The sequence below is a fragment of the bacterium genome (assembly GCA_035703895.1).
GTDB lineage: Bacteria > Sysuimicrobiota > Sysuimicrobiia > Sysuimicrobiales > Segetimicrobiaceae > Segetimicrobium.
In genome coordinates this window covers 1-12,554 of sequence record DASSXJ010000290.1, presented here as the reverse complement: position 1 = coordinate 12,554, position 12,554 = coordinate 1, and the positions used below count along the sequence as shown (strand labels likewise).

Here is a 12,554-nt window from a genome sequence, read left to right as displayed (position 1 = left end):
ATGGAACCCAACGCGATATATATGATCGCGCTGGAGAAAATGACCGTGTAGCCAAAATTCGACGCTTGGCGATTATAGTGATCGAGGATCGGCCCAGCAACGAGGGGCGCCAACACCTGCGGCAGCGTGTTCGCAACGGCCCAAACCCCGAGATCCTTCGCCGCGGAGTTCGCTGATGGAAGCACGTCAATGGCCAGAGCCCAATCGACGCTTGTATAGGCTCCAGAGCCGATCCCAAAAAGCACGGCGACGCCCACGAGGACCCAGAGGGGGGGCTGCACGAGCAAGCCAAAGCAGGTGGCGGCCAAAAAGGTGCCTGCTATCGAGACGATGGCCTTCCTTCCAACGCGGTCCGAAGCCCATCCTGCTGCCACGGCCACAACCGTCCCCGCCGCAACCGCGACCGCGCTGAGGAACCCGGTCGTCTGCGCCGCCTGCGACGGGGCTAGGTGCAGCGTGTCCTTCACGAAGAACTGGAGGAACGCAAGCAGCGTGTAGTAGCCCAGCATTACCAGGCCCCGCGTGGCGAACATCCACGCGAAGTCGGGATACTGTCTCGGATCGATCCAAAGGGAGCGGACAAAGGCCAAGAGCCTCCAAGGGGGCGCAACCTCAAGCGGTTCTTCCCGCACTTTCCAGAGGGTAAGCGTCATGCCCGCCAGCAGGACGATCGCGATGAGCCAGTAGACGGATCCCGTCTGACCCTGACCGACGAGGCGGCCAGAGGCCACGGCCGCGGCGATCGTGCCTAGCATCATGAGCAGCCCCATGAGCCCGGAACCGAGGCCGCGCTGTGCAGGCGGCACCTTATCAGGCAGGAGCCCATGAAACGCCCCGGCCGCCAAATTGTTGGCCATTTGGACGACCAGAAAGGCTCCGAGAAACCATGGGAAGCTAGAGGCAGCGTGCATCCCGACGAGCCCGCCACAATTGATCAGCGTTCCCAGGACGATGAAGGGCCGACGCCGTCCCAGGGCCAGCGTGCACCGATCGCTCCAGGCGCCTGCGAGTGGGCTCATCACTAGCGCGATGACCGCCCCCGCGGCAAAGAGCACCGCCAGATATGAGCCCTTTTGCGCCTCCGGCGCGAATCGGAGGACTTCGGCCGGCAGGACGACGGCGAGGAGCGCGCCCCATTGGAAGCTGCTCGCGAACCAGTAGAGACTGATCCACAGGAGTTCCGAAACGCGCAATGGACGGCCGGCGCGGTCGATCGGTCGGGGAAACCGCTGCGTCAAGGAGGGGCTCGGGGAACTGATCCAGGGGGCCTCCACGGCCTTGCCCTCTTTCATCGTCACTCTCCGTTCCCGACCCTAGAGAGAGGCCCGCGAAACTCTTATCGCTGGTATCTTATTTGGCCGACCTGGCGATCGTCATCGACAAAACTGCGTATGCGGGTACGTATCTCTCGACGCGCGCAATGTGGAGTGGTCAGAGGGCCGGGCCGAACGGGAGCAGGGTTGGGTGCGGAGTGTTAGGAGTCGTCCAGTTGCTCGGGACCTGCTACTCGGGAGCTACCGGCGACCCGTACAACCCGTGCTCGACTGCCCACACGGCGATCTGCGCGCGTGAGCTGAACCCCAACTTGTTGAGGATGTGCTGGACATGCGTCGCGGCCGTCCGCTCGGTAATGACGAGCGCAGTCGCGATCTCGCGGTTCGTCCGCCCCCATGCGATGAGCGCGGCAACTTCCCGCTGGCGATGAGTAAGGGGCACTGAAGTCCTAACGGATGACGAATCTAAAGTATGCTCGCTCGTTGGCAAGAGCGAAGCCCCCACTGCCAGCGCGTATTCGACGGCCTGCTCAGGTGCCATGGCCATGCCGAACGCCCACGCCGCCTCGAATGGTTGCTCCCCCAACCCTGTCCGAACGACGTCCCTAGTATGTTGAAGGTCTTCGCGCTCGAAGGGGGTCAGCGGTGTCTTCATCGTGCTGCGTAGCATCTCCGCGGCCCCGAGCAGCCGTGCGGCCCGCTCCGGATGGCCGGTTGCGCCGGCCACCGCCGCCAGTCCCTCGAGGTTCCACGCGAGCCCCCACTGGTCTCGCAGGTGGCGGGCCAGGACGAGGCTCTCCTTCAAATGTATGGCCGCCTGCGCGCCATCGGCGAGATGGAGGGCGGCCACGCCGAGGCTGGTACGCACGAGGCTGATGAGCCAGCCGTCCCCCAGACCCTGGGCGAGGTGCAGGCTCTCTTCAAGCAGGACCAGTGCCTGTTCGGCTTGCCCCTGGCGAATCGTCGCCCGCGCCAAGTTGTTCAACACGAGGGCGATCAGCCACGTCTTCGACAAATCCCGGGCCAGGCGCAAGCTCTCATTCAAGAGCGCCACCGCCTGCTCCAGGTCGCCCTTGAAGTAGGCGAGCAATCCGAGAGTGCCGAGGGAAAAGGCGACGCCATAGGTGTCTCCCGACCCCTTGGCGAGCGTGAGGCTCTCGTCGGCGCACGCAATTGCGCCCTCATAGTCCCCCTGGACCCAGAGGAGGTGGGCCGCTCCACGCAGGGCCTTGGCCCGCGCAAGCCCCGATGCCGCACCGTCTCCGGACAACGCCGCCTCGAGCCACTCGCGTGCCTCGCGAAAGTAGCCGCGCATCAGCCAGAACCGCGTCAGCGCCGCAGCCAATCGCAGGCTCCGTTCGGTGTCCCCGCGCTCCGCCGCCCACGACAGGACGGTTCTCAGGTTGTCGTGGTCGCGCTCCAGCCGTTCAAGCCAGATCGCCTGCTCCGGGGTCGCGAGTCCGCCTTCTGCGCGTTCAGCCAAAGCCACGAAAAATGCGGCGTGACGCTCCTGGATCTGCTCTATTGTTCCGGCGGTGGCGAGCCGTTCAAGCCCATACTCACGCAGGGTGTCCAAGATCCGGTACCTAGGCTCGCTGTGGCCAGAAGCCACCGGCTGGAGCAGGCTCTTGTCCACAAGCGCGCCCAGCCCCTCAAGCATGTCTATTTGAAGCTCGCCGCCAGGAGCGCACACCGCGTTCGCAGCCTCCAGCGTGCATCCGCCCGCAAAAACGGAGAGCCGACTGAACAGCTGCTGTTCTGGTGGATCCAACAACTCGTAGCTCCAGTCAATCGCTTCTCGCAGTGTCTGCTGCCGAGGGGGAACATCCCGTCCACCTCCCGTGAGGAGATCGAGTCGTCGCTGCAACCGCTCCAGAATCGCCTCTGGAGGGAGCATCTTGATCCGCGCGGCAGCCAGGTTGATGCTGAGGGGAAGACCGTCGAGACGCGAGCAAATCTCGGCCACTGAGCGAGCATTCTCGCGTGTGAGCGTAAACTCAGGAACGACGGCCCAGGCGCGTTCGAGAAAGAGGGCCACCGCCGGGTAGCTTGAGAGCGCGTCTGCAGGCGGTAGGTGGGTCAGGTCCGGCAGCCGCAACGGCGGCACCGGGAATTCGTGTTCCCAGCTCAGGTGAAGCGCGGCCCGGCTGGTGACGATGATCTTTGCGCGGGGACAGGCTGTCAGCAGATCGCTGACCTGCGGCGCCGCCGCCATGACCTGTTCGAAATTGTCAAGGATGAGGAGCAGCCGCCGGTCTCCAATCGCCTGCTTCACCAATCCCAACAACGGCACGTTGCCCGCCTCTCTCACCCGGAGCGTCCGGGCAATGGCGGCGACAACCAACGTCGGCGCCGCGATGGGGGCCAGATCAACAAAGAACGCGCCGTCGGGGAATTCGCCGACTATCTCTAGGGCTACTTCGAGGGCCAGGCGGGTTTTGCCGATGCCTGGCGCTCCGGTGAAGGTGAGCAGGCGGACATCGGAGCGTAAGAGCTGGCCGCGAGCCGTCGCGACCTCCGCTTCCCGTCCGATCAATACCGTCGGGCGCGCGAACGGATTGTGAATTGAGGGTTCGATCGAACGGCTCGAAAAGCGGGCCTGCTCCCGACCTGATGGGCGGCTGTGTACGCTCAGGGGTGCGCCTCGGGACGTAATAGCTCTCTTCGGACGCCGTCCCCTGGTGCGAAGCCGCTCCTTCTTGCTAGAGCGACGGGAGCGAGTGGTTCCCACCATCAACTCCACCCTGTGCCTTGGCCCTCTGCGCCTACTTGGGTATGTCGCCCCGGGTCTCCTCCCCGCCCTCTCGTGAAAGATACGTATGCGATTACGCATTTCTATCGATGCCGCGGGCAGCCCCCAAGAGTACGCTGGCCACAGACCAATGGCCCGTTCTCAAGAGTCCAGAAGAGGGATGCACTAGAAAGCGATTTCGCACCGACGGCATATACATCGAGGGAGGACCAAGCCATGCTCTCATCGGAAGATCTGAATCGACAGTCCTCAATCACCGTTGGCATCCTCGGGCTCGCCATTCTCATTGCGATCTTCTTTGCCGGCGTACTGGGGGATCGGTCTATCCCCGGATATGTCGCCTCGCTGTGGGACCGGGGGGCTGAGTGGGTGTTTGATGTCTCGAGGCTTCCGGTTACTGTACCCTCATGCCCTGATCCGGGCGGCAGTTGGTGGCTTCAGGGGACGTTGCTGTGCACGAGGTAATGCGCTCCATGGACGCGGGGATCCTCGCGGGCAGGATCAACGCCATCCCTCTTTTCGAAGGGGACAGGCCAGGCTACAAGGCCATTCTCCCCGTCTATGGGAAGCCACTACTGTGGTGGGAAGGAAGGGACCGGCCGTGACCTGTCCTGCGGTCGAGAGAACCGTGGAAGGCTCAAAGCGGGGGGCGGAGGGGTATCCACCGAATGCCAGTCCCTGGACTCGGGCGGGGCTCGGCGCCATATGGTACGGCGTGCTCCGGTGGATTCTCAAAGGGCTTCTGACCCTGTGCTGTCGACTTGAGGTGATCGGCGAGAAGCACATCCCGGACTGCGGTCCGGTTATCCTCGCCGCCAACCATGCAAGCCAGATGGACCCCCTGGTTCTAGGGGCGGCCATTCAGCGCCGGTTTACATTTCTGGCCGCGGCTGAACTCCTCACGATGCCGATCCTCGGGCCGCTCGTCAGACCGTTCCATCCCGTCCCGGTGAGGCGTGGCCGCTTCGACCTGGGGGCGATTAGGGAATGCCTCGAGAACCTCAGGCGCGGTGGCGCTCTTCTCATCTTTCCGGAGGGCAAGATCAGTACCGACGGGCGACTCCAGCCGCCGCACGAGGGCCTGGCATTTCTTGCCCACCATACCGGCGTGCCTGTGATTCCGATCGGGATCAGGGGGACCTACCAGGTGTGGCCGCTTGGCACACGCTGGCCGCATCGCGGCAGGATCACCGTGCACATCGGATCGGCGATCGTTCCCGATCGGAGGTCGCATCGGGAGACGCGGGACGTTCTGACAGCGCGCGTGATGGAAGCTATCGCGGACCTGGCGGGTGAGACCCGGAGCGCGAGAGCGGAACCCACGAACGGGCGCGGCGGGCGAATGGCTCCGGCAACTGGAACAGGCCGACAGGACCGGCTGTTTCTTCAGCGCCGGGACGCTCTTCGCCGTGGCGGGGCGGCGGGCGTGATTTCTCGGCTCAGGTGGGCCTTTCGACCGATGCCGGGACGCCCCCGGGGCCCCTACGATTGAGGCGAGGCACTGGGAGGTGGATAGCATGTCCACGAGAATCCTGGCCGCGTGCCTGCTCTCCGTGGCCCTCGCGCTACCTTCGCAGGCCCAGCCATCCTCGCAAAGTGGGGGGCCCGGCGGCCAGTCTGGATCGGGTGCTGCGCAGGATGTGGTGTTCCGGGTGAGCCCATCGGTTCCCCCCGCCGTGGGCGAGGACATCCAGAGGCTGTTCTGGGAGTGCCTGAAGTTCCTTAGCGGCGACACGGGGCTCAGCCTCACGCGCCCGGTCACCGTGTATGTCTACGGATCACAGCGGGAGATCTACGATGGGCTCTTGAACGAGTTCGGGGTTTCCGAAGGCCAGGCACGCCGCGTGGCGGCGGAGGCGCCCTTCTTCGTCGTCGGTGAGCGCGTCTTTATCAACGCCGGTACCCCGCTGTTTCTCGACGCCCCTCAGCGCGAGGCTCGCGCGCGGGTCATCGCGCACGAACTGACCCACATCCTGCACAATGACCTCATGGGGGGCGCACGCCCCGCCGCGCAGTGGATCAAGGAAGGCTTCGCAGTGCGCGAGGAGCTGCGGGCCGCCGCGCATCTGGGATTCCGACCCGCCGCACAGACTTCCCGGGAGCGCGTCAACCTGACGGCGTTCGCATTCCGGCGCCAGGAATTGATCCCTTTCGCCGATCTGGTGGCCGGCACTGCGTGGGCGGCGCGCGCGGTACGCGAAGGGCCGGACCGCATCTACGCTCAGGCATTCGTCGCGGTAGAGTACCTCGTCAGAACGAAGGGTCAGCCGGCCCTCCTCGCATATTTCCGCGCCTTCCTAACGTCCGAGGATCCCGACGTCAATTTTGTCAACGCGTTCGGGCTCGATTCCGACGCGTTCCAGCACGAGTTCGAGGGATATGTCGCATCGCTCGCTCCGTGAAGGGGGGAGAGCCAATGTTCCGACGAGCGGCGATAGTTTGCACAGTCGTGATCACGGGGGCCGCCGCTGCGGTGGTGGCCGGTTCCGCGCCGGCAGGCGCCGACACCGGTCAGGTGCAGGTGGTCGTGGCGCGGGACGTCCGCAACGGCGATCCCGTTGGGGTGGAGAGTGCGTTTACCGGCACCGACCCTAAGGTCTGTGTTCACGTCACATTGATTGATGTCGATAATTCCCGCCTTGTGCGGGCCGTCGCCTATCGACCGGACGGCTCTATGTACGAGTCCACTCAGACGAGGACGTCCACCCCTCCCCAAAACCACTTCTATCCGAAGTACCGGGTCTGGTGGTGCCTGCCGATCGCGGAGCATGAGCCGGCGTTTCGCGTCGGGGAATGGCGCGTCGACGTGTTCGTCGATGGCCGCTTGGCACGCACCGTGGGGTTCCAGATCGTGGGGACCGGGGTGGGAGAGGAGGAGAAGATAGTCGCCCGGATGCAGACGCTCCAGGCGCGGGTGGAAGCCAATCCGTCGGATCCGAGAGCTCACCTGGATCTTGCTGAAGTCTATATCGACTTGCACAAGCTCGACGAGGCCGCGTCTCAGTTACAGCGGGCCATCGCCCTCGACCCGGGACTGGCCCCGGCGCACGCTGTGCTCGGTTACGTGAACCTTCGGCAGGGGCACCTGGAGGAGGCGGAGCGGAACCTGCTCCAAGCCGTCAGGCTGAGGGACGACTATACTTGGGCTCACTATCAGCTCGCGGTTGTCTACAAAGCGAAGGGGGATACGGCCCGCGCGACTGAGCAATTCCAACGGGTCGTTCGGCTCGCGGGTGACACCTCGATCGGGAAGAGCGCACAGGAGGAGTTGGCCAAGCTGGGAGCCGCGCCTCAATGAGGCGCTCGGCCGATTCCACCGCCGCCATCACCCAGGCATCCGCGCCCGGAGGAATGTTGGAACTTGACCGGAGGATCGCTCGTCCGCCGAACGATTTCTCCGGCTCCTCACAAAAGATGTCGTGGGGCGACTGCCGTGGTGATACGATCGCCTTGAAAATGACGACCACCCACGGTCTCTTGTTCCTGGTGGCCGAGCGTGCGCACGCTTAAACGCAATTTTCCGGCAGACGTGCGAGAGAGGGGGGGATCATGAAGAACATCTGCCTCGCCGTTACCGCTGTGATGTTGACCGTGCTGTCGGGAACATCCGTGAAGGCCCAAACGGGGTTGAGCGATCTCGTCGAACGGCTCAAGCCATCCATCGCACTTGTCCGCGCCGGGGATGCGTGTGGATCGGCCTTTGTCGTCGATTCGTCCGGCATTCTCGTGACGGCGCTCCACGTTGTCGCAGAAGTAGACCGGTCGATCGTCGTGCAATTTCCAGGAGGCTCCCCTCAACCTGCGGACGTCCTTGCGGTGAATATCAAGAACGATTTGGCTGTCTTGCGGGTGGCGCAACAAGGGCTGATGCGGATCCCTCTTGCCGAGATGAGCGATGTGAGGGTCGGACAAGAGATTGTGTTGCTCGGGTATCCCCTGTGTAACAATCCCGATCCATCTGTTGCGAAAGGAATTGTGAGTGGGTTGAACCGCACGTCGGCCGTCGGCGGCATCAACGTCTTCCAGATGGACATCGCCATGACCCATGGGGAAAGTGGTGGCCCGGTCCTCACGATGGATGGTCGGGTGATCGGTGTCGTCGATCAGTTCCGGTTTGATCTGGCCCGGCTGGGGCAATCGATCGTCGCCGTTGGTCAACCCCTCAACTACGGAGTACCCGCGGACGCGGTCAAGGCCCTCGTCGATCGTGTGCTCGACCCAGGGAAACCGCATGCCGCGATGGCGCTGCCGCTCGAATCGGCGATCGTGCGCACCATGGCGTACAAAGGCAGCGCCAACGGCTTTGGGAAAAAAGGCACCGGCGTTGCCTGCGTCTCTCCGCCGGATGGCGCCCTGTCCCTGTCTAGGATTCACGGCGAACTGAAGGCAAACGAGGCGCTCAATATCCTCGTATGGGTGTCACCTCAGGGGAGTTCGGGGGAACAGTCGGGGGACCGGATAGCGACGCTCTCGAAGGGCTCGTCGACCACCGATTCGGACATCCACGCGCAGCCTGTCGCCGTCTGCCTCAATTTCATTGCGCAGGCCAATTCAGTCTGGGTTGGTCCCATCATCCCGTTTGGGTTCGAGGTCACGTACACCGTGGATTACAAAGTGTGGTCGCCGGAAGTCTTGGCATCCCAGAATGGGGGAGCAACCACGCCCAATTCGCCATCGCCCCCTCCTTCCGCTGCAGTTCCAGGTCCCCTAACACCCGCATTGCCTAGTCATCCCGCTCCGTCAACGCCAAGTCCTGCCGCGCCATCTACGTCGCATGATCCGCTACGCATCACGCCTGGCCAGGGCATTGGACACATGCAAGTCGGCATGTCGCTCACCGACGTGATTGCGGTGCTCGGACGTCCGAAGGTGACGATGCCGTATTCGAAAGCCGGCGACGATACGCTGTACGCCTGGTTCGACTATAATCCCATCGACAGCAGCGCGGGAGGCATCGTGCCTCCGCCCATGGGCTGTATAAAGGCTTCAGGGTGCTTGTCTGAAACAGGCAAATCTGAACGTGTAGACGATGGGGGACTGACTGTTGTCTGTGCACGGACAGGGTTCGTTTCAATCGTTCAAGTGTACTACGCTCCTCAATACATGACTGTGGAGGGCCTCCACACCGGCGTCACTGAGGAACAAGTTCGTTCCGCTCTCGGAGAGCCAATACGGGTGGTGTCAGGGGATCGTTACCATAGCTTAGAATACGTCTCCAAAGGCATTATGTTTCGTGTTGCGGACGACCCCAAAATGAAGGGGTACGGTACGGTGTTCCTTATCAGCATTTCCGTGCCACAGCTTTAAGGGTAGAGGAGAATCTGGACCTCGCGATCACGGTGCCCCGCCATACCTGCTGGCGGCCATGATGAACGCTTCGCGTCGGGCGAGCTCCTGCGCGTCGGCCGACTGCCTGAGGAGGCTCTCTTTGAACGCTTGGGGGTCTCCATCGTCCGGGACGGGTTGGTGGACGATCGGGTGACATGCGAGCGCCATGTCGCGTCCCCACACAAACTTCTCGTTGACGGTCAACCCGAGGGCCTTCATGGACCGAGGCCACGTCGCATCAACACGCATCGGACCGTATAGGCTATGAAGAACGAGGTAGTTGTGGATATCGATGATCGGACCGGCAGCCAGGAGCGTTCGCAGTTCGGGCGCCAGGTAGGGAGAGTTCTCCGCCGTGATCCGGGTCGTGCACGCCATCAGGTCCGTACGAGATCCTCCAGGGCTCGGTTGAGGAGCGAATGGCCGTTCACGCCTGCCGCCACCATCGGCCTGCGACAGATGTTTGCGTTTACAGTGGCTGTAGCATATCAGAGAAGTGTTAAGATGTCAAGATATACATATAGCCATACTCAGTCGGGCCTCTCGGAGATCCCAACACTGAATCGGATTGCCAACCGACCCGGAAGGATTTATCGTAGAAGTGTCCGGGTGGCGAGAGCACGGGCCCAAGTAACCGGGTGAGCAGACTGGAATCCCGGGGCGTCAGGGCAGCGGCCTCAGGCCGCGTCAATCCCGCAAGCGGGAGCGCCGACTGCAGTGTGCCAACCCACCCGGGCGGTCTCCGCCGTCACCTGATCGCCGACGGCGAGGCCGGGAGGAGACGAGCGGGCATCATACGATCGAGAGCGCCGCTCCTGACGCACAAGCAGTTTCGTGCCCCGTCAATGTTCACGCCAAACCGCTTGCTGCGGGAAGCGCGGCGCCAAAAGCGGCTGCGACCGAAGTCCGTCCCCCAGGTATGTGTCCTCGATCCTGACGGCGACATCGTCCGGTACCTCGTGGCCACCGGCCGCGCACGGCTCGATCCGAGCTGGCCCTGTTACCATAGCCGCCTGCACGTCTTTCGGCATGGCGGCCAGAGGCTCGGGATCATCGGCTGTGCCGTCGGTGGAGCGTTCGCAGTCCTGGTGGCCGAGGAGTTGTTCGCTTCCGGCTGCCGGTTCTTGATCAGCGTGACGTCGGCCGGGGAGATTCTGCCGCTGCGGGAACCCCCGTACTTCGTGCTCATCGATCAAGCACTCCGAGACGAGGGGACCAGCTACCATTACCGACCCGTGTCAGCGTTCAGTCACGCAGACAAACGGCTCGTCCGCCTCATTCACGCGGCGTTGAAGGCCCGAGGGCTACCTGTGGTGCGGGGAACGACCTGGACGACAGATGCGCCATTTCGCGAGACGGCCTCCTCCATTCGCGCGCGTCGCGCAGAGGGCATCCTCGCAGTGGAGATGGAAGCCGCAGCCCTCTACGCCTTCGCGCACGCTCGGCACTGCGCCGTGGTGTGCTTCGCGCACGTCACGAACCGCATGGGCCGCGTCGAAGGGGACTTCGAGAAGGGAACGGCTGGAGGGGCGCCCGACGCGCTCGCAGCGATCGAACTCGCCGCACAAGCCTGGCGATCTGTGAGGAGCCATCGATAACAGGCCGCCACCCAGAATCCCGCTTTTCCGAGTAACGTGCGGACTCATGTAGAATCTCACAAGTCTTTTCAGTCGAACCGCCGCAGGTACGTCGCACCGAATCGGTCCAGCACTTTCCTGAGCTCATCCGTCGGGGCGCCAAACACCGTGAACCGCCGCCGGTCCACCATGCCTAGGAAGCGGCGGCTGAACATCTTCTCGAATGTTCGCAAGTGGGTCAGCGCTGCGGCCGAGTCCGCATACCGCTCGTAGGCGTAAACGAACTTACCATCCTCGCTGACGAACCGTTCGTAGCTCAAGACACCAGCCTCGCGCCGGCTGGACTCCACCATCTCACCGGTCAGCGCCCGAAAATTGTCGAGTTGGCCCGGCTTAATCACAACTCGACCAGCCAAGAGACCTCCTCGCTCATACCACGCCCCTCCTATCCAACTTCAACAACGCATGACCGGCGAAGCCACAAATTCACCCTCATATGTTGGATTCTACGAGATCATCTGAGAGCGTGTGAGTTTCTGGGCCTGGTCGAGAAACGCTATCACTGTTGGAGAGACGGTGTTTTGATCACGCACCGCTAGAGCCAGATGGCGTTTCACGGCTGGATCGAGAGGCAAGATACGAACGCCTCCCGGCCTTGGGGGGGCGCAAGCGTCGGCGCCATCGTGACGCCCAAGCCCTCTGCTACGAGGCCTTCTTAAGACGGAGCGCTGAGGCGGAGGAAGCTCCGGGTGGGAGATGAAGTGCTACTGCCTGCGCACATCGATCAGGCCGTCGAGAACAAATGTGACGCTTTTCCGCAACGCCGCAAGGCAGGAACAGTTCGGTAATCGTGGTGCCGGAGGGGATTTTGCGAAATCCTCGCAGTACCGATCGACCAGGACCATTCGGTAGCCCGCCCTCTCACGTCCGTTATATATCTTGACAAGATATCTAATCACGATATACGATTGGACAAAAGAGGGGCTACCATGGCCAAAACACTCGTGGACATTGAAGAGAGGCTGCTCGATGAGGCCCGCCGTCTGGCGAAAGTGCGGACGAAGCGTGAGGCTGTCGAGGTGGCCTTGCGGGAGTACGTGCGCCGGCATCGCACACGGAGTCTCATGTCGGCAGCCGGGAAGAGTTCGATACGGTGGACCCCCGAAGATATCCGAACGATGCGTGAGGGCAGGTAGTTGCCGCTGCGCCTCATCGACTCTTCTGTTTGGGTCACATACCTGCGTCCGGGACCCGATCCTCGCATCGTCAAAGAGGTGCGGGGCGCCCTGGACACGGGAGAAGCTGCAGTCGCCACCCCTATTCTGGTCGAAGTGCTGAGTGGGATCCGTGACCTACAGGAATACAGTATCCGCGAAGCAGACTTTCGAGCCTTGCCGCAGGTCGAAGTTGACGGCGAGGCTGGTTACATTGCGGCAAGAATCGGCAAAGGGCTTGCGCAGGTCGGGAAGACAGGCAAGACCGTTGATCTCCTGTTGGCAGGTGCCGCCATCCGTGCGGGTGCGGAACTCTGGTCATTGCCCGACGATCATTACAAGGACATCCAGTCTCTGCTCAAGCGCGGCGAGGTCAAGGTCGCAGGGGCTTTCCGAATTCGCTGGCTGC

Annotated in this window: 11 protein-coding genes; 7 read left to right on the top strand and 4 right to left on the bottom strand. The window is 62.9% G+C overall.

What is annotated here, in order from left to right; translation table 11 throughout:
- Together VFP86_19100 and VFP86_19095 are read right to left on the bottom strand one after the other, a co-directional pair.
- The coding region (locus tag VFP86_19100; protein ID HET9001758.1) for an MFS transporter at positions 1 to 1,292 on the bottom strand (1,292 nt) is incomplete at its 3' end.
- Positions 1,293 to 1,503: 211 nt separating this feature from the next.
- Complete coding sequence (locus VFP86_19095; protein HET9001757.1) at positions 1,504 to 3,810, bottom strand: tetratricopeptide repeat protein; 2,307 nt, start codon at positions 3,808 to 3,810, stop codon at positions 1,504 to 1,506.
- A gap of 844 nt (positions 3,811 to 4,654) precedes the next feature.
- Between VFP86_19095 and VFP86_19090 the strand changes: the two genes are divergently transcribed.
- The 4 genes from VFP86_19090 (at position 4,655) to VFP86_19075 (ending at position 9,333) form a co-directional block, all read left to right on the top strand.
- On the top strand, positions 4,655 to 5,518 hold the full coding sequence (locus tag VFP86_19090) for a lysophospholipid acyltransferase family protein (GenBank protein ID HET9001756.1): 864 nt from the start codon (positions 4,655 to 4,657) through the stop codon (positions 5,516 to 5,518).
- Positions 5,519 to 5,543: 25 nt separating this feature from the next.
- Positions 5,544 to 6,428, top strand: a complete 885-nt coding sequence (locus tag VFP86_19085) for a hypothetical protein (protein ID HET9001755.1) — start codon at positions 5,544 to 5,546, stop codon at positions 6,426 to 6,428.
- 14 nt (positions 6,429 to 6,442) lie between these two features.
- Positions 6,443 to 7,324, top strand: a complete 882-nt coding sequence (locus VFP86_19080; GenBank protein ID HET9001754.1) for a tetratricopeptide repeat protein — start codon at positions 6,443 to 6,445, stop codon at positions 7,322 to 7,324.
- Between the two features lie 251 nt (positions 7,325 to 7,575).
- A complete protein-coding gene (locus VFP86_19075; GenBank protein HET9001753.1) occupies positions 7,576 to 9,333 on the top strand; it encodes a trypsin-like peptidase domain-containing protein in 1,758 nt (585 codons plus the stop codon).
- Between the two features lie 27 nt (positions 9,334 to 9,360).
- Here the strand turns inward: VFP86_19075 and VFP86_19070 are convergent, their stop codons facing one another.
- Positions 9,361 to 9,732 carry a hypothetical protein gene (locus VFP86_19070; protein ID HET9001752.1) on the bottom strand — a complete coding sequence of 124 codons (372 nt, stop codon included), beginning with the start codon at positions 9,730 to 9,732 and terminating at the stop codon, positions 9,361 to 9,363.
- A 467-nt stretch (positions 9,733 to 10,199) separates the two neighbouring features.
- On the opposite strand from VFP86_19070, the gene VFP86_19065 reads away from it, so the two are divergent.
- Positions 10,200 to 10,952 (top strand): nucleoside phosphorylase, encoded by a 753-nt coding sequence (locus VFP86_19065; GenBank protein HET9001751.1) that lies wholly within the window; start codon positions 10,200 to 10,202, stop codon positions 10,950 to 10,952.
- Between the two features lie 68 nt (positions 10,953 to 11,020).
- On the opposite strand, the gene VFP86_19060 is transcribed toward VFP86_19065, so the two are convergent.
- Complete coding sequence (locus VFP86_19060; GenBank protein HET9001750.1) at positions 11,021 to 11,347, bottom strand: antibiotic biosynthesis monooxygenase; 327 nt, start codon at positions 11,345 to 11,347, stop codon at positions 11,021 to 11,023.
- 573 nt (positions 11,348 to 11,920) lie between these two features.
- Between VFP86_19060 and VFP86_19055 the strand changes: the two genes are divergently transcribed.
- Both VFP86_19055 and VFP86_19050 read left to right on the top strand, forming a co-directional pair.
- The gene (locus VFP86_19055) at positions 11,921 to 12,127 is read left to right on the top strand and encodes a type II toxin-antitoxin system VapB family antitoxin (GenBank protein ID HET9001749.1); all 207 of its coding nucleotides are present in this window, start codon (positions 11,921 to 11,923) and stop codon (positions 12,125 to 12,127) included.
- Positions 12,128 to 12,554 (top strand): PIN domain-containing protein (locus tag VFP86_19050; GenBank protein HET9001748.1); only part of this gene is annotated, 427 nt, incomplete at its 3' end. It lies immediately after the preceding gene.